This is a genomic window from Bacillus sp. SRB3LM, from assembly GCF_015712745.1.
Classification (GTDB): Bacteria; Bacillota; Bacilli; order Bacillales; family Bacillaceae_G; genus Bacillus_A; species Bacillus_A thuringiensis_K.
In genome coordinates this window covers 132,813-149,726 of the sequence record NZ_VWVQ01000067.1, presented here as the reverse complement: position 1 = coordinate 149,726, position 16,914 = coordinate 132,813, and the positions used below count along the sequence as shown (strand labels likewise).

Genomic DNA, 16,914 nt, shown 5'->3' with positions numbered 1-16,914 from the left:
AGCATTACTTAGCTAAACGTAAAAATATTATCTGTGCATTTTTATGAAATGTTAAAATGCCTAGATGATATTTTTTGAAGATTTCTTGGATATGTTTATGAATAACAATTTCTAATACTTAATGATTCTCTACAACTAAAATATCCGATAATTTATGTAATTGGATTTACAAGGTGTATGTACATTCACTTATATAGGGAAAATGAGGTTTTTCATATGAAGTATAGTTATAAAGTGTTTATATTTATTTGGACAATTATTTTATTGTTTTTTCTACTTTATTATGGTTACAGTGAAATTTCCGAAACTGAGCAAGTGCCAGTCATAACAATCAAAAAATAGAAGTAAAAAATATTGAGAAAACCAAATGAGATAAAAGCAGATACAGTAGAAAGACTACTACAGGAAGTAATTAATCGTACGAAGTTAGATGAAATATTGGAAAGAAAAACTTTAATGGAAAATAGGTTGATTGCTGCTTGGGGAGAAAATTATAAATTTCATAATCGGTATAAAGATATTCGTGAATTATTCAGAGGTTACCATTTACACTACCTTAGGAAAAAAAGGATGTGTTAACGAGACACCCTTTATATTTAAGTAACGATTTAAGCCAATAGATTACATAAAACCAGAGCGGATTATGTATCGTCTTATTCGAACTACAAGAAACCATGAACGAACAAGTAAAGCGGGACTTACAGCAAACTGTAATGGTGAACCAGGAGGGGACGCATGGGTGTGGTGTTCAATTTGTCATGAAGAACATCCCGTTCTTTTCTGATATGTTTCAATATGATCAAGGAAACCCCTATCATTCCTTACCATTATGTCAGCACACATATATGGTATACGCTCATTTAACAGAGAATTATGTAGGGGAAGATTTATTTCTTCTGCAAAGTCCTGCAGCACTCCATGATACAGGTAAACCGTTTGCTGTGTATTTAAAAAGCTCAAAGGGTACTATTCGTATTACGGTCATGAATAGTACCCTTTGAGCTTGCCACTTTTTAATGGAACTTGGTTTCGAGTGGGAGTTTATTGAGAAAGTATTAATGATTACAGAGTTTCATATGAAGGTGTTACATGGGGGGAAAGAGGCAGCACGTGAAATCTATCATTACTGCGGTGATGAGATGATTACGAAATTATATTTTTTCCGAGATGCATTTGCAAAGTAGAGAGGTGAAAAAAAGCTTGTAAAATATCCACGAATATTGCACGTTCCTTGGTCGATAGGGGTACGATAAGGGTAACAAGTGATGACCGTGTTCTACAAAATATGGACGTATTTGAAACTCAAGATGTGGTCGCACTAGAAAAGTTAGATGGTGAAAATACATTCCTTTATAAAGATGCTATTCATGCAAGGTCGTTATCAAGTGATCATCACCCATCGAGAACATGGGTAAAAACGTTACAAGGAAGTCTGGGATATAGAATTCCAGAAAGACGAGCTCTCTAAGAAAGCAAAAGAAAAACTAAGTGTAAAATAATCAGTTATTTGTGATGGTGGATTCTCCTAGGTGGAGGGTTTACCGTTTTTTATTATATGTTACGTTGTAGTTTTTATATAAAGCATATTGAAAAGATAGGTTAATTCTTCTGGAATGATATCTCCATAATTAATAACTTGTACAATAACTTTTCAATTATCACTAAATCCATTCATATCAACAAATTGTCCCACATATCCCTTTGTAGCAATATCTTTTAAAGTAGGCTAAAAAATACCCTTTATTTTATCTTTATCTTATCTTTACCTTATTTTTAAATTTTTATATTAAACTTGAAACCTTAAAGTATTGATGTATAAGTCTAAAAGGGCGGGAGATAGATGTTCATTACATAGTTTATGTATAACCAATTACCTTTGAAAAAATTGAATTTCTTATACGAGGAGGAATATATGAAGGATACAAGTAAAAAACAAATTATAAAAGTGTTCCTTATTAGTATTTTAGGTTTAGGAACAATACTTGGAATGCTATATTTTAATCATAAAACCAATATTCAACAAAATAAAGCGCTAGCCACCGAGAAACGTGTATTGCAATATGAGTCTACCTTAAAAAAAGAATTAGAAAAATATAATTTAGGAGAGAAAACACCAATTTTATTAGGAATTATGTATCAAGAGAGTAGAGGTGAGGGAAACGACCCTATGCAGTCATCCGAATCACTTGGATTAAAGCCAAATGAAATTCAAGAGACAAGCTTGAGCATTAAACAAGGGGTAAAGCACTTTGTTAAAATGTACAAGTATGGAACGGAAAAAGATGTTAGCATGGATACAATTATTCAAAGCTATAATATGGGGCCAGGGTATATTGATTTTATTGCTAGTCAAGAAGTTAAACAACACTCGGAGGATTCGGCCAAAAAATTTTCTAAGATGAAAGTTGATCAAAATCCAGCAATGTACACTTGTGGTGGAAATAAAAATAATTTTAGGTATCCATATTGTTATGGTGATTTCAAATATGCCACAAAGGTAAATGAAAAAACAAAACTTATTGAAGAACTTCTTCGAAATGTACATAGCTCTTCTAAATAAGTTGCAGAATGAAATATAATGATACCCAGTTATTAACAATAATATCTAAGAAAAAACTATTTTATTTATTAATTCACATAATTTTCAAAAATAAATTCTGTAGATGTTAATATTTGTTATATAATATATTTGTCAAAGCATTACCCTTGAAGTTTCTACGGTCAATTTGTAAGATAGTTTGTTTGGTCCTTATATTCGCCTTAAACTAAAAAGAACTTGTAGAGATTCCTACAAGTTTTTTTGTTTTAAGGGTTAAATGTGAATTTCAAATATAGTTGTAATTTTTTGAGGGGGAAAAGTAAATGTTTATAAAAACAGAAAGGTTATTAATACGGAGATTTGAGTTCAAAGATTGGCAAGCTGTTCATGAGTATACATCAGATATCAATGTTATGAAATACATAACTGAAGGGGTTTTTACTGAAGAAAATACAAGAAACTTTGTGAATGAAAACATTGGTGAAAATGCTAAGAACTTTCCTGTAGTATTAATAGATAGGGATATCCTGATTGGTCATATAGTTTTTCATAAATATTTTGGTGAGCATACATATGAGATTGGTTGGGTGTTCAATCCTAAATATTTCAATAAAGGATATGCTTCTGAAGCAGCACAAGCTACATTGAAATATGGCTTTAAGGAAATGAAATTACATAGGATTATAGCTACATGTCAGCCACAAAATACCCCATCATATCGAGTAATGGAGAAGATTGGAATGAGAAGAGAAGGCTATTTCAGGAAGTGTATACCACATGGGAATGAATGGTGGGATGAATATTATTACGCTATTTTAGAAGAAGAGTAGTGTTTCAGAATGCATCATTTAAATTGACACTCTTATTCCTAAATAGGCAAGTTGACTATCTTTATTGGGGATTCTTGCTACTAAAGGCGAAGTTTATTTTCAGTATCGCTGACGTGCAAAACTTTGTATAATCTGATCTTATCTCTAAATCACAACTGTTACCCCATCACCATCAAGTTAAAGTTTCATTTTATTTTGCTAACTTGATCGTGATGTGACGTAACCTTAATTATTTAAAAATTTTAAAAAGGCCCCTTAGTCATGTTAAAGGGACCTTGATCACGCAAATGATCTGTAAACCAATTCATTTTTTATATATAGATCATTTGTATGATAATTTTTATAAATAATTGCTAAATAGTGAATTTACATAAATGCTTTTAGTAGTTCTTGAATTAATGGGATTGCTCCACCTATAAATTTTAAAACTGCCATTGCGATTTCCATATTATTCTCTCCTCTTTTTCGTATTAAGATGTAATAAATCTTTATAACCTTATTATAGTAAGCGCTTACAATTATAACAATACATTTTCGTATGCAATATTGCATATTTATACATTAGATCTCTATTATTCATTTTTTAATGGTACTATAGCGAGGTGAGAGTCTTTAAGGGTTCTGCTTAATAGGAGGAAATATGGAAAGAGTGCAAGCGATTTACAGTAATCAAAAATTTAAGAGTTGGGTTAAACAGGTATTAGCTGTAGGAGGAGTAATAGGGTGCTGTTATTTGGTGTTATATGTTTTCTGTTTCTTAGTTATCATGTAAATAGTATACAACTAAACTAGTAGAGTCTTGCCTAGAAAGGTAAGGCTCTTTTATTGTAGTACCTGGAGATGAGCAAACTACATACAATATCTCTCAGGTTTTTCAGATCACTTTGTACGGTTTCTTGTTTAGAACACTAATTCCTATCATTGAAAACAGAATTCTATGGATAAAAAATATGTTTTTACTAGATACATATTAAAAAGACAAGCATAAATTATATTAGATTTTGACAAAGTCTTTTTGATTTCGAAAAGGATTTAAATCTTACTTATAGATTTGATTCCTTTTTATATAATATAATCCTTATATTGATACGTAAATATAATACAGTAATAATGATTTAGAAGCAAGAATTTTAGTAGCGGTACGTTCGCACATCCATCAACTTAAGATTTTAAAGTAGCTCTTAAACAAAAAAATTCTTTTTTTAATTAATTAATAATAAACAAGAAAGATTGGCAAATTAACAACTAAGAGATTTCTTCAGGTAAGCTAATAAGGAGTTATTACAGAACAGTGCAGTAGATTTTGCATTAACGGCTGAGGATGCAAAAAAGGCCCTTGAAAGAAAAGGGGAATATATGAAAGCTCTACAGCTTACAAGGTGAAAAATAAACTCATTTTAAAACTGTTTTTAATATTTTATTCTTGTACCGGAAAAACATGGGAGGTTAAGGGTGGTAGTTTACATTTAATGAGGGATAAGCAAAAATAATTGTTAACAATATTAAGTGCAGCATCTTAATTGTAAAATCTTTTATATCCCTACCTTTGATTTTATTGAGTTTAGCATCTATGATCTAAATATCACAGAAGGTAGTTTTCTTTTATACTTCTATATCTTTCCCTTCTGCTACTACTGTATCTCGCCACAACACAAGTAGTTTTCTAAATTCAGAGGTCTCAATTTTACATTGGTTATTTGGAGCACTCATAAATAAGTTAATAGCACTGGTGTAATTAGGTTCAATGTAGACTGCTGCTACGTTCCCTTCTATTTCATATTGCGGAACTTTTTTGTCTACTACATTATCTAAAATTTGTATATACTCATCTGCTTCATCATCTAAAATATCTTCCAAGAAATGAGAAATTATAGAAATTTCTTTTGGCAAACGTATTCTTAATCCGCCAAGCCCATCACGATAAAATTCGTATGTATATTTCATTTTTTACCTCCTAGTATAAACAGGATATGCTGTTATTATCTCATTATTTTGTATAATCATTTCTACTTTAAATCAGTGGGATGTTTGTCCTACATATCTAACTGTATCGACTTGAATCTTATTATCGTATGCTTCTTTGATAGAATCAAGTATCTGTACTCTATCCCAATCCTTAGGGAAAAATGAAGAAAGCGCATTTTTTGTTTCTCTTGAATTAATATTTCCTTTTGTTCTTCTAATTTATAAGAAAGGCTTCTTTCAATTTGTTGAGTGTCTAATTGTATATTGGTAAAAAAGCGAAAGAGTTCTTTATCACCATGCCATGTTTCTAAAATACGATGAAAAAAGCGATGGCTGCGTATTTTTAATTCTTGAAAGTCTGCTTCTGCTTGTTCTTGTATTTGTATTGCGCGTTGATTTTGGTATTGTTCCTCGGATAGATTCATTAGATTTCGACTCAAGACCTTCATTTTTTGTTCTATTTCTTGATTCATTTTTTCCGCCTACCTTTTTGCTTATATATAAGTTAATAGAAGGGATAAAGGAAAAATTCTTAAAAAAGCTAAAAATTCTTCTGTAATTCGTTGTCCATTCGTTCAAACTCTGTTGCTACAGACTGTATATTGTCAATGGATTGCTGAAAGGCAGCAAGAAATTGTCTAGTTAATTCTAAGGCTTGTTGGTTTGCTTCCTGTGCTTTGGAATTAACGGTTAAAGTTGTACGCGTTGCGTGCGTTATTGATTTACCTGTTGCATTTTGAATTGCGTCAGAAGCTGATCTCATTTGAGTAGCAATTTGTTCAACTTTTAGAACATTACTTTGAAAGATTGCCATTATAATATAACTCCTTACTTCAATATGTTTTTTAATAGTAAAAAGAAAGGGCTATGTATTTTATTATGTTTAATATTAAATTAGCAGTATTTTCATATGTTTTAAAACATAGCCTTATATTAATTTGTTTATCCATAAAATGGAATACGATATTGATTATACCAATAAATCACTAGATTTATTTAGGCTAATTTTAGCTTTCATACAAAATAATTCATTTTATAATGAATTATTTTGTAGCCTAGAAGGATAGTAGAGCTGTGGAAATACAAAAATTAATGAAAGAGTTTGAAATAGCCCCTAACTCTGCTGTTGCAGCAATTCACAAAATCAGAATAGAGTTATTGGAGAGCAGTATAAAAATAAATCAACCAAGGAATGGAACTTGAGTAAATAACAGAGCATATAAGAGGGAAAGTATGAAGATTTGGCAATAAAACTTTCTGATTTATACATAAGTCAATTATAAATCAATGCAAATATTATGCATTTTTGTAAAATAAATTCATTGACACTTGTGTATATAAGTAACTATACTCGTTACATCAAATTGAATGAGTGATAATACGATTTTATTTTTATTACAAACATGTAAATATAAAAATAGAAAATCTCAATTTGATAAATACAATGGTAGAGGTGTTTATTTTAATGAAGCACAAATTAATTGCAACAGGTATCCTTGCAGGAGCTATATTATCCTATTCTTCTAATATTTTAGCAGATACTCATAAATTCCCTGATGTTCCTGCCTGGGCTGATAAATCTGTTAATTATTTAGTTAATAAACAGGTATTGAATGGTTATCCAGATGGAACTTTTGGTTCAAATGACTCATTAGACAGAGCTTCGGCTACAAAAATTATGACAAAAGTTTTAGGGATACAAATTGATCCTAATGCAAAACCATCTTTTACAGATTCACAAAACCACTGGGCTACTCCTTATATTGCTGCTGCTGAAAAAGCCGGTATTGTTAAAGGGGAAGGTAATGGAATCTTCAATCCATCCGGAAAAGTAACTCGCGCTGCTATGGCTACGATGCTAGTAAATGCATATAAACTACAAAGCACACCAAATCATAACGAGCAGGTTAAATTTGAAGATTTAAAAGGGCATTGGGGAGAAAAATATGCTAATATTTTAATCGGTTTGAAAATTTCTAATGGTACTGAGAACGGTTGGCAACCAAATAGATTTATAACACGTGCAGAAGCTGCTCAACTTACTGCAAAAACAGATATGTTACAACAAAATTTAAACGATGAAAAAGAGGTTATTACTGCTACGTCATATGAAGATCTAAATTTAACAGTAGCTTCGAAAATTACAGCTCAAGAGATTGATAGTTTTATTGCAAAATATCATTCAGATAGTCCCTTAGTTGGACATGGGCAAGATTTTATCAATGCGCAAAATCAATATGGCGTGAGTGCTCATTATTTAGCGGCGCATGCGATTTTAGAATCTGGATACGGAAAATCAGAAATCGCATATCAAAAACATAATTTATTCGGTCTACGTGCATATGATGGAGATCCGTTTAAATATGCGAAATATTTACCAAGCTACGGCGATAGTATTGCTTATAACGCTAATTATGTACGAGAAAGATATTTAGAAGAAAGTGGTATGTATTATAACGGGCCAACATTAACTGGCATGAACGTGAAATATGCATCAGATAAAGGCTGGGCTAAAAAAATTGCGGGTATTATGGAACGTATTAAACCGTTTCGTGCAGAAGACTATACATATGCAAAAAAATTACCAAAGAATGCTGAAACATTAGATGTCGACGCGTTATCTAATGAAATTCCGTATAAAATGTATGCAAACGGTTCAAGCTCAAATGTTGTATCATCAGCTACTTACTATCAGGTACCTTATCCATTTAATTTAAAAATTAAAAGTAGACCAGATGTAGCTGTCGAGGAGAATAAAGTTGGTACAGTAACTCCTGGAACAACCATCTTTATTTATCGTGAAGATCCAAATGGATGGGTAGAATTCTCTTTTGAAGCGAATGGAGAAAAATACTGGACATTAAAAAATAAATTAAGTATGTAATTAAAAAGATATATTTCACTACTTTTAATCTCATATAATTATGAGACAAGTTTTTTACTTTCTTACAATAAAGTTATTTATACAAGAAAAGTTAGAGAATTATTTTCTCTAACTTTTCTTTGCTAGTATTTGAAATTAAAAAGATGGTGGGGTTACTCCAAATATAACAGTGACTTTGTTTAAAGAAGTGTTTTCCCATTTATGTTTTGCATAAGGTGGGATTTTAACGCTATCACCTGTATTGAGAAGTAAAACCTCATCATTTAGATGTAGTTTTACTTGTCCTTCCATAATAAATGCTATTTCTTCCCCTTTATGCGCCACAGGCTGCATAGATGAAGCAGTTTGAGGTAACAGATTCATTAGAGCCAATTCTAGTGATCCATCTAGATTAGGAGATAATAGCTCATACGAAACATTGCCGCTTTCAGGAAAAGTTATTTTTTTTCTTTGGTTAGCTCTTACAACTAATTCTTCTGTATTGGTATCCTCTAAGAAAAAATTAAACAATGGAATATTTAATGCTACAGAAATTAATTTTAGTGTTTGTAATGATGGATTTGTGATTCCTTTCTCAATCTGACTTAACATGGAAGGTGTTATATCAGCTAACTCTGCTAAACGTTTACTGGTTAATCCGGCACCTTTTCTAAATGCCATAATTTTTTGACCAACATTAATATTGTTCATATATGTAACCCCCTTTAAATAAGTAATAAAATTAAATTTTAATTAATTTTATTTACTTATACTTAATATATTGTTAATATATACTTAATTATAATAAAGTATGATTAATTTTAAAACATCATATGTACATATGTCAGCAGCTGCTTCTCGTTTGAATAATACATATGCAAATAAAAGTTGCTGAATCTCATCCTCTATTTGTATATCTACTATGTGGAGTAGGATATGGTGATGTTTATTGTATGAAGATCATGTACATGTATTTTTTGCTGTAATTCCCCATTCTTCGTATATGCTATTAGGTATGATGACCGGATTATTTGATGGTATTTCCATACAAGATTCTGAATGAAAAGAATTCTAATAAGTAAAGAACAACTTAAGAGTAAACATCAATGCTGTATTATAAAATTTTTAAGGAAGTGAAAATATTATGAAATCAGCTTTAAATAGTATTATGATCTCCTTGATTCTTGCAGTAGGAGGGATCATTGCGTTTTTGTTTAATTTAATGGGAAATCAAGATTGGGTCTTGAATTGGGTAGGGGTATTGCTGGCATATCTATCTTTAAGTATTTTAATAGATTTATATAATGAAACTGTGAATTATAAAACATTTTCTAAAATACTAAAAAGAACTTTGTTTATTTCCTTTAATGTTACAGTATTAGGAATAATAATAGGGATAACATACCAACTATTAGGAAAGTGGAATCTTACTATAATGATGTATTATTGGTTGATAATCTTATTACTACATTTAATTACTGTAATAACATTGGTCGTCCTGGTATTTGTAAATCGAAATGATAAAAATTATAGCTTACTATATAAATTTATTATACTTTTAAACATTTTCCTTACCTTAGGACCAGTATTATATCCTGTGGTTCTAACTATTATAGGAAATGGCATGAACGCTAGTGCAGGCCACTAACTTTCACCTAAATAGATTATTAAAACGATTAGTCCAAAAGTGAGTTTGGTTAAGCTAATGAATCTATAAGCAAATAGAATAATAAAAATAACAACATAAAGTGGGATAATAAGATAGGAAGAGAATTATAATATGAAAATTAAGCTTAAGAAAAAGAGAATTATAAGTGTATTGTTGTCTATTACATTAGTAGCAATAGGATATTACATGTTTCAATCTATTACGAATCCTAAGCTGGTAAACGCGGAAGAGGCAAGTAGTGTTCAACAAGTGAGCAGTCTACCTAAAAATGAATTGAAAAAATCCATACCTAATCGTTTTGATGGTAAAGAAAGAAAAGTTGCATATTTAACTTTTGATGATGGACCAGGAAAATATACAGCTAATCTATTAGATGTATTAAAGAAAAATGATGTGAAAGCAACATTCTTTTTAATTGGCGATAATGTGAAAAGGTTCTCAGATTTAGTGAAACGAGAGCATGTAGAGAACCATTATGTGGGCATGCATAGTATGACACATAATTTTAAAAAGCTATATACCAATCAGGAATATGTGAAGGAAATGAAAGAGGATCAATCTTTAATTAGAAATGTTATTGGAAACTCCCCGAAATTAACACGCCCACCATATGGATCAATGCCTGGATTAAATGAATCACTTCGAAATGAGGTGGTCGGAAATAATTTAAAAGTATGGGATTGGACAATTGATTCTCTAGATTGGAAATACAATAAATTACCTGTGGATGTAGCAGCCGCAAAAATTGTTCAAAATGTCTTAGCAGGTGCGACGTCTTCAAAGGAAATTGTTTTAATGCACGATATTCATCCACAATCTGTTGCGGCTGTTCCAGCAATTATAAAAGGATTAAAAGAAAAAGGGTATGAATTTGAAGCTTATGATGAGAACAATCATCTTCCAATAAACTTCTGGCATGATAGCCGGATATAAAAGTATTATCTGGTATCATTAAACAGAAATTGCAGATCTAGTCTGGAAAGATATGTTTGTTCGTCTGGAAAAACATTAGTTTGAAGTGAAGAAGTCCTACGAAGAAATAGTAACAGAAGCGGTATTAAATCATAATTGGTTCCATTTCAACAGGCTCCAAATCCGACAGTAATTTTGTTCTGTTTATTTATGAGGTAACGGAAGGGAATTTAGAAGAACTTGCTACAATTGCTCATTAGTATACATACAATCACGGCATTGTAGAAGAAATAGGATAACAGAAGAACACATACGGTTCTAAATTAATATTACGTGTGTTTTTATACATACATTCCTCATTTAAATGTATATGTTGAATATATAGATATATAGTGATATAATGTGAATTAGAAACTCGCGTGTTTCAAATACAACATTTTTATCTTCTTGATGACCTCTTATCTTTCCGTAAGAGGTCTTTTTTTATGCCTCCTTATTGCATAGCCGTTAAAATACTATGAAAAGATACTAGAGACTACTACACTATGACATTCATGTTGAAATCTTATCAAACGTTATCTCACTTGTATGCATTAGGACTAGGCTGGAGACTTTGGAATAGAGAGGATGTAATTTCATGGTGTGATAGGTTGATCGAAGCAACTGATTACCCACCATATGAAATTATAGAGATATCCTTAATGTCTAAAGAAAAACGGATATATATAGAATCGGCTTTACTATCATATAGCCGCATAGTTGATGAAAAACACTCGGTAAACATCCTTCTTTCAGTCTTAAATGAAAAGTTAGTAGCTCAGAAATGGAATGTAAAACAAGCTCTTACCTGCTCCACTCGTTTACTAGTAAACAGTGGCCTGTATTGGGATGAGGAATATTTTAATTTATACAGTCTGGATGATAGCTATGATATAGTACAGAAAGGGCTCCATTTTAATAAAGAAGATGTGATTTCTGCTTATATCGATACATTAGGTGCTTTTCGCGTCCATTTTAACGAGTTTGAAGATCTCTATTTACAAGTCATGAAACAGAAGTGGCAAGTGTAGAAGGCAGGAAAAGGAATCATTGAATCGTAAGAGTTACTTCCTGTATTTATCACCAAATTTATCTAGCTAAGACAAATCTGTCTTGGCTAGATAAATTTTTGTCTCTTAATAACTTAATTCTATCATCTTTAATTTTTCCGACAGCAAGCAAAGCTAGCGGTTTTTATGCATAATCAGACGCTTGTAAAGGAGAATCACTATATAAATTTTTACCAGAGAGTAATTTATTTAACTAGTAGAAAAAGGAAGGGGCCTATTTGGCTCCTTCCTTTTTCTCATACATAAAGCTTGTTGACAACTTATGAAATAATAGCATTCATCGCTATTAAAATATAGCACTAAAAGCAATTAAGCGGATATGTAATTATACATATCCGCTTAATTACATGGATGGGAACAAAACTATTTATCTCTTCCGGTATGGAAACAAATAGATTTAGGTTTACTTAGGGTAAGAGGACCTGATCACTGATTGATGGTTAAACCATATTTCTACATATCTGAAACAAATTATTTTATTGGATTGTATGTTAATAGGGTGAGGGCTTTATAAAAGTTAGATTGTTCCTTGGTTTCATGCTCTTGATTTTACTTGAAGTACGCATTGGAAAACTACACTTAGCATCATTAATACAGAAACCGATAAGATTATAAAGACAAAATTATTTTCAGATTTAATTACCCCGGTTCATGTAACGAATGATGGGAAAGTATTGATAGGGCATACATGTTTCCAGAATAAGAATGGAGAGAGAACAAGAAATATGTTTTCTCCATCACCAGGGTATGTTTCTGTTCTTGATGGAGAATCGTTAAATGTGTTAGGTACAATAGAAGGAGATTTACTCCCAATTATAATGCGTTCTTTTACGGACGTAACGGTTAGATACGTTTCTAACCTTAGATCAAGGACAATAAGTATATTAGATTTAGTTGATTATAAGAATGTTCATACCATTAAAGTTAATCCAGGAGATCGAAATGCAGATCCTTCTGTAAATCAAGGAGCTCACGGTATAGCATATATAGAAAGATAAGATAAAATAAGAAAACACTATACTTTCTGTAGAAACTGACAGAAAGTATAGTGTTTTTTTGTATCTATTGATTACTGATGAATTCCAATTAGGTCTATTTTTTGTAAATATGGAACAATGTCATTACTTACACTGTCTATTAAGCGTTAAAACATTTTTTATTAAATAAATTAAGAAAGGAATCATCATTTTTAACTAAGGGAGAGATTGAATTGAAAAAATTATGGATGCTGCTTTTCGTTTGTTTCGCGGTTATGTTGGTAGGATGTAATAAAAACGAACCGCCAAAACAAGCATTTGAAGAATATATTAATTTATGGAATGATAGAAAATTTGCAAATATGTATGATCAATTATCAGATCATGCTCAAAAATCGATTTCTAAAAAAGAATTCACAGAAAAATATCAAAAAATCTATGAGGGGATTGGAGCTAAGAATTTAAAAGTTAAAATGAAAGGAGAGAATACGAAAGATAAAGAGCTTTTTCTTTTTGAAGTTAAGATGGATACGGATGTAGGACCAGTTTCATTCATCCATGAAGCAAAACTTGTGAAAGATAAAGAATCTTGGAAAATAGATTGGACACCGGACTTCATTTTTCCAGGAATGAAAAAAGATTACAAAGTACGTATGCAAGTAGAGCAAGGAAAACGCGGAGAAATATATGATCGAAATGGAAAAGGGCTTGCAACGAATGGTAAAGCGACTGAGGTTGGAATTATTCCAGAGAAACTAGGCAAAACAGCAGCGCAAACGAAAGAAATAGTAGCACAATTACTTGATATGTCTATAGAAGAGGTCGAACAAAAGCTCACAGCGAAATGGATAAAACCAGACTCCTTTGTACCAATTGGAATTTTAAAAGAGGGAACCAGACAGAATGATTATATTGAATTAGAAGGAGTTTCATCTCGCCCAGTAAATATTCGTACGTATCCATTAGGTGAAGCAGCGGCACACTTAACTGGATATATAGGAAAGGTGAATGCGGAGGAGTTAAAATCACTTCAAAAACAAGGTTATCAAGCAGATGATTTAGTAGGTAAGACCGGTTTAGAGAAAGTGTTAGAAAATAAATTGCGTGGTGAAAAGGGTGGACGCGTATTTATAGAGGATGAGAAGGGGAAAGAGATTAAAAACGTAGCAAAAAAAGAAGCAAAAGAAGGAGAAACTGTTACGTTAACAATTGATGCTGCAATTCAAGAAAAAATCTTTAATGAGATGAAAACTGAAGCAGGATCTAGTGCAGCGGTCAACCCTAAAACGGGTGAAACAATCGCACTTGTAAGTAGCCCTGCTTATAATCCCAATATAATAGTTAGAGGAGCATCGAAAGCCCAACGAGAAGCATGGAGTAACGATTTGAAACTACCAATGATGAATCGCTTCACGCAAGCATTTGTACCAGGTTCCGTATTTAAAACGATTACAGGTGCAATTGGTTTGGAAACAAAAACAATAAATCCAAAGGAAGAATTTAAAATTCAAGGATTGAAGTGGACAAAAGATTCATCTTGGGGAAATTACTATGTCACGCGTGTAAAGGATGCAAGTCCAATTAATTTTGAGAAGGCAATGAAGTACTCTGATAATATTTATTTTGCTCAACAAGCTTTGAAAATGGGAAAAGATCAGTATGTAAATGAATTTAAAAAGTACGGATTTCATGAAAAATTACCAATCGAATACGAATTTCCTATTTCAATCATTGCAAAAGATGGGATAAAAAACGATATTCAACTAGCAGACACGGGCTATGGACAAGGACAAGTATTAATGACGCCACTTCATTTAGCATTAACATATGCACCGATTGTGAATGAAGGGAATATTCCGTGGCCACACCTTTTAAAAGAAGCAAAAGTAGCGGGGAATTGGAAAGAAAATGTGGTTTCTAAAAAGAATCAAGAGATATTAAAGAGTGCATTAATCAAAGTCATTAATGACCCTGATGGCGCAGGGAGAATTGCACAGGTTGATGGTGTGACGCTTGCTGGTAAAACCGGTACGGCAGAACTGAAAGAGTCTAAAGAAGCAGACGGAAAAGAACTGGGATGGTTCGCAGCTTTCGATGCAAATGCGCCAGACATGATTGTTACCATGATGATTGAAGGTGTAAAAGGAAGAGGAGGAAGTAACGTTCCAGGTGAAAAAGTAAAACATGTATTTCAGAAATAAAACTTAATTATAAGGTGAATTTTTTTCACTACATTTATCCCGCTATTTGCCCGTAAAAGCCCGATTGTTGAGGGTGGATTAAAGTTTCACTTTATTATATGTTTGCTTAACTCAAAGATATAAGTTGGGGAAAATATAGAACAATTAAATTTCAAAAAAGCATTCTTTCTAATCGAGAATGCTTTTTTGCTGCGACTATAGAAAATTGATACCTTATCTTTATTTTCATTTCTGAAAAGTTGGCATTGCTAATGGTAAATAGAAGGGAATAGCAAATTGAAATGGACAAGTAGAGTGTTACGTTAAATTCAAAAAATAGATTATTGTGAGTGGATTTTTATCATTGTATGCTTTACTTGTTTTTTAGTAGTATTATTCTGCCTGAAAAAAGATAAACAATGGAACAAATGAAACTTGTATCTTGTATATATATTGAAACCATAATAAAAGTGAGGGCAGTTTTATGTTTATTCAAATAAGTTTGAGGTGTGGAAATGGAACAGACGTTTATTGAAAAGTGTAATCATGATGAGCTGGACTATGTTATAAAAGACTATTGGCAAGATGTATGGAATTATTCATTTATTATTACGAAAGATCCACACTTATCAGATGATATCACGCAAGATGTATTTATAAAGGTGTTTAAAAATTGGAATTCATTTCGAAAGGAGTCATCTATTAAAACGTGGATTTTAAAAATCACAAGAAATACGGCAATAAACTATTTGAAATCCTCCTATTTTAAAAGGATATCTTTAATAGGATTTTTTAGTGACGATAAGCAATCCCTGTCAGCAGAACAAGAATTTTTTAAGCAAGAAGAAATGAATGATGTGTGGAAGGTGGTATTAGAACTACCTAAAAAGCACCGTGAAATAATTATATTGGATGCAAAATATGAATTATCTTATGAAGAAATGGCTGAAACATTAGGAGTATCCATTGGAACTGTAAAATCGAGATTAAGTAGAGCGAGAAGTAAGGTTTCAAAATTAATAGGGGAGGGTAGTAGTGATGAACAATAAACAAAATCCTGACTGGTATAGAAAAATAAAAAAAGGCCCAATGGAGAATCGTAAAGATGAAGAAGAATTTATTTCTAAAATAAAGCAGTCTATATACGAAAATAATGAAGTGGATTTTGTAAAACATAAAAGACCATTTCGTAAAAAAGCATTACCTATTGTAGTTGTTTTGGTTTGTACGATGTTATTTTTCATTGTTCAACAACCTTGGCTTGATGATAATAAATCACCGGTACAAAGTAGTACTCAAATTAAGCCTAAAACAAAAGATGAGTCTGCTCAAGATTCATCATTAAAACAATTTATGAACGAACTATATCAAAGTACGAACTCAAAAAATGAAAATGAATTGTACAAAGCGTTAAATGATGAAGTTCTATTTAAAGGGAAGAGTTATAAGAAGGATGAACTGAAGTTTGATGAAGATATCTTTCATGAGTTGCAAGTCGCCCTTACAATGGGAGGAGAGTTTGCCAAAGATACAAAGCAAGTATATAAAGTACCAAGTGGATTGACAGAAAGTAATCAACCGAACCAAGCGCATTTTATATATGCGACTGTTACTGGAAATAAAACAAAAATTTTAGCTGAACCAAAGCGAGAATCACAAGTTTTATATGAAGTATCTAATGAAATGGTAAAAGCTTGGATTCCAGAAAAAGTACAGAATAATGGATATATAAAAGTTTCGACAATTAACGGTAATACTGGATATGTACAGAAAGAGTACGTTTTAACTGATATTAAATATTCATTTACATTCGAAAAGAATAATGAAGGTATATGGAAAATAATAAATATAAATTCTATATGGTAAAAGA

Annotated in this window: 19 protein-coding genes and 3 pseudogenes; 15 read left to right on the top strand and 7 right to left on the bottom strand. The window is 31.6% G+C overall.

Features of this window, described 5'->3' with window-relative positions:
* Window positions 1–354 precede the first annotated feature (354 nt).
* The 4 genes from F3I02_RS20580 (at window position 355) to F3I02_RS20565 (ending at window position 1,468) form a co-directional block, all read left to right on the top strand.
* Window positions 355–579 (top strand): hypothetical protein, encoded by a 225-nt coding sequence (locus F3I02_RS20580; RefSeq protein WP_196478373.1) that lies wholly within the window; start codon window positions 355–357, stop codon window positions 577–579.
* A 95-nt stretch (window positions 580–674) separates the two neighbouring features.
* Window positions 675–1,001 carry a tRNA nucleotidyltransferase gene (locus F3I02_RS20575; protein WP_230876873.1) on the top strand — a complete coding sequence of 109 codons (327 nt, stop codon included), beginning with the start codon at window positions 675–677 and terminating at the stop codon, window positions 999–1,001.
* A 15-nt stretch (window positions 1,002–1,016) separates the two neighbouring features.
* Window positions 1,017–1,184, top strand: coding sequence for a metal-dependent phosphohydrolase (locus F3I02_RS20570; RefSeq protein ID WP_230876872.1), 168 nt, complete (start codon window positions 1,017–1,019; stop codon window positions 1,182–1,184).
* 101 nt (window positions 1,185–1,285) lie between these two features.
* Complete coding sequence (locus F3I02_RS20565; protein WP_003301766.1) at window positions 1,286–1,468, top strand: hypothetical protein; 183 nt, start codon at window positions 1,286–1,288, stop codon at window positions 1,466–1,468.
* Between the two features lie 108 nt (window positions 1,469–1,576).
* On the opposite strand, the pseudogene F3I02_RS34085 reads toward F3I02_RS20565, so the two are convergent.
* Window positions 1,577–1,699: pseudogene (locus F3I02_RS34085) on the bottom strand (vancomycin resistance histidine kinase VanS); the annotation flags it as partial.
* Window positions 1,700–1,912: 213 nt separating this feature from the next.
* Here F3I02_RS34085 and F3I02_RS20560 point away from each other — a divergent pair.
* Window positions 1,913–2,560 (top strand): lysozyme family protein, encoded by a 648-nt coding sequence (locus F3I02_RS20560; RefSeq protein WP_000655732.1) that lies wholly within the window; start codon window positions 1,913–1,915, stop codon window positions 2,558–2,560.
* A gap of 302 nt (window positions 2,561–2,862) precedes the next feature.
* Window positions 2,863–3,369 (top strand): GNAT family N-acetyltransferase, encoded by a 507-nt coding sequence (locus F3I02_RS20555; protein WP_196478347.1) that lies wholly within the window; start codon window positions 2,863–2,865, stop codon window positions 3,367–3,369.
* Window positions 3,370–3,735: 366 nt separating this feature from the next.
* Here F3I02_RS20555 and F3I02_RS20550 read toward each other — a convergent pair whose 3' ends face one another.
* The 5 genes and pseudogenes from F3I02_RS20550 to F3I02_RS20530 form a co-directional block, all read right to left on the bottom strand.
* Window positions 3,736–3,921, bottom strand: a complete 186-nt coding sequence (locus F3I02_RS20550; protein ID WP_001987408.1) for a hypothetical protein — start codon at window positions 3,919–3,921, stop codon at window positions 3,736–3,738.
* 1,050 nt (window positions 3,922–4,971) lie between these two features.
* Window positions 4,972–5,313 carry a hypothetical protein gene (locus tag F3I02_RS20545; RefSeq protein ID WP_000878115.1) on the bottom strand — a complete coding sequence of 114 codons (342 nt, stop codon included), beginning with the start codon at window positions 5,311–5,313 and terminating at the stop codon, window positions 4,972–4,974.
* Between the two features lie 72 nt (window positions 5,314–5,385).
* The gene (locus F3I02_RS34695; protein ID WP_225989213.1) at window positions 5,386–5,532 is read right to left on the bottom strand and encodes an EndoU domain-containing protein; all 147 of its coding nucleotides are present in this window, start codon (window positions 5,530–5,532) and stop codon (window positions 5,386–5,388) included.
* A pseudogene (locus F3I02_RS34690) lies at window positions 5,508–5,807 on the bottom strand (DUF3958 family protein); the annotation flags it as partial. The pseudogene F3I02_RS34690 and the gene F3I02_RS34695, both read right to left, overlap by 25 nt.
* Before the next feature lie 68 nt (window positions 5,808–5,875).
* Entirely contained in the window at window positions 5,876–6,148 is a 273-nt protein-coding gene (locus tag F3I02_RS20530) for a TIGR04197 family type VII secretion effector (protein ID WP_196478346.1), read from the bottom strand.
* Window positions 6,149–6,799: 651 nt separating this feature from the next.
* Between F3I02_RS20530 and F3I02_RS20525 the strand changes: the two genes are divergently transcribed.
* Window positions 6,800–8,218 carry an S-layer homology domain-containing protein gene (locus F3I02_RS20525; protein ID WP_000680973.1) on the top strand — a complete coding sequence of 473 codons (1,419 nt, stop codon included), beginning with the start codon at window positions 6,800–6,802 and terminating at the stop codon, window positions 8,216–8,218.
* A gap of 135 nt (window positions 8,219–8,353) precedes the next feature.
* Here the strand turns inward: F3I02_RS20525 and F3I02_RS20520 are convergent, their stop codons facing one another.
* On the bottom strand, window positions 8,354–8,908 hold the full coding sequence (locus tag F3I02_RS20520; RefSeq protein ID WP_001059813.1) for a helix-turn-helix domain-containing protein: 555 nt from the start codon (window positions 8,906–8,908) through the stop codon (window positions 8,354–8,356).
* Between the two features lie 164 nt (window positions 8,909–9,072).
* On the opposite strand from F3I02_RS20520, the pseudogene F3I02_RS34070 reads away from it, so the two are divergent.
* From F3I02_RS34070 to F3I02_RS20485, 8 genes and pseudogenes are all read left to right on the top strand, one after another.
* Window positions 9,073–9,251, top strand: a pseudogene (locus F3I02_RS34070) (D-serine ammonia-lyase); the annotation flags it as partial.
* Between the two features lie 90 nt (window positions 9,252–9,341).
* A complete protein-coding gene (locus tag F3I02_RS20515; RefSeq protein ID WP_046946283.1) occupies window positions 9,342–9,845 on the top strand; it encodes a DUF3902 family protein in 504 nt (167 codons plus the stop codon).
* A 132-nt stretch (window positions 9,846–9,977) separates the two neighbouring features.
* On the top strand, window positions 9,978–10,799 hold the full coding sequence (locus F3I02_RS20510; protein ID WP_000694608.1) for a peptidoglycan-N-acetylglucosamine deacetylase: 822 nt from the start codon (window positions 9,978–9,980) through the stop codon (window positions 10,797–10,799).
* 536 nt (window positions 10,800–11,335) lie between these two features.
* Window positions 11,336–11,848, top strand: a complete 513-nt coding sequence (locus tag F3I02_RS20505; RefSeq protein WP_033673011.1) for a hypothetical protein — start codon at window positions 11,336–11,338, stop codon at window positions 11,846–11,848.
* A 764-nt stretch (window positions 11,849–12,612) separates the two neighbouring features.
* Window positions 12,613–12,885, top strand: a complete 273-nt coding sequence (locus F3I02_RS20500) for a hypothetical protein (protein ID WP_000492688.1) — start codon at window positions 12,613–12,615, stop codon at window positions 12,883–12,885.
* A 212-nt stretch (window positions 12,886–13,097) separates the two neighbouring features.
* Window positions 13,098–15,065: a penicillin-binding transpeptidase domain-containing protein gene (locus F3I02_RS20495; RefSeq protein ID WP_196478345.1), complete on the top strand. Its 1,968-nt coding sequence runs from the start codon at window positions 13,098–13,100 to the stop codon at window positions 15,063–15,065.
* 494 nt (window positions 15,066–15,559) lie between these two features.
* Entirely contained in the window at window positions 15,560–16,093 is a 534-nt protein-coding gene (locus F3I02_RS20490) for an RNA polymerase sigma factor (RefSeq protein ID WP_000438327.1), read from the top strand.
* Window positions 16,083–16,910, top strand: coding sequence for a hypothetical protein (locus F3I02_RS20485; RefSeq protein ID WP_001060765.1), 828 nt, complete (start codon window positions 16,083–16,085; stop codon window positions 16,908–16,910). The genes F3I02_RS20490 and F3I02_RS20485 overlap by 11 nt, the downstream gene beginning before the upstream one ends.
* The last annotated feature ends 4 nt before the right edge of the window (window positions 16,911–16,914 follow it).